Raw genomic sequence first — 515 nt, 5'->3', positions numbered from 1 at the left:
AAAATATCAGATGTCAATTTAACATTTTCAGAAAATCAACATCTAAAAACTCTTTCAAACAAAACCATATCAGTAAATACTGTAATACTTCATTATACAGTTCCCAATGTTAACAAAGTGAATTTGTTGCTAACGTATTTTTCAGGAGTTCTTATTTTCATGCTAGTATTATTTGCTCTATCATTTTATATAGATGCCAAACAGAAAAACACTACATATTGGCCAATGATTATCGCCTTTAGAAACGCTCTTATAACTATTATTTTTATATTTATCCTGTCATTACTCGTAGCATTGATAATGCTCGAGACTGAGACACAAACAGTTAATGACGAGACAGTCCGAATAATAAGAAAGTTGCTGGCACTTACGTTTACGTTTTATCTATTCGGGTTTCTTTTCTTATTCTCTGTAACTTGGACAATAAATCCGAGAAAACAAATGAAGCATACAGCAAATTCACAGGCCAAGTTGAGTAAAGGAAATGTTATCATAGTACTTCTCTTTTCGTCGGC

At 31.8% G+C, this 515-nt stretch carries 1 protein-coding gene; it reads left to right on the top strand.

What is annotated here, in order from left to right:
• Positions 1-294: 294 nt before the first annotated feature.
• Positions 295-515: hypothetical protein (locus tag E3E33_RS10890; RefSeq protein WP_206203917.1), on the top strand; the 221-nt coding region annotated here is incomplete at its 3' end.

Source organism: Thermococcus sp. GR5 (genome assembly GCF_012027535.1).
Classification (GTDB): domain Archaea; phylum Methanobacteriota_B; class Thermococci; order Thermococcales; family Thermococcaceae; genus Thermococcus; species Thermococcus onnurineus.
This window is presented reverse-complemented; position numbering and strand designations above follow the sequence as displayed.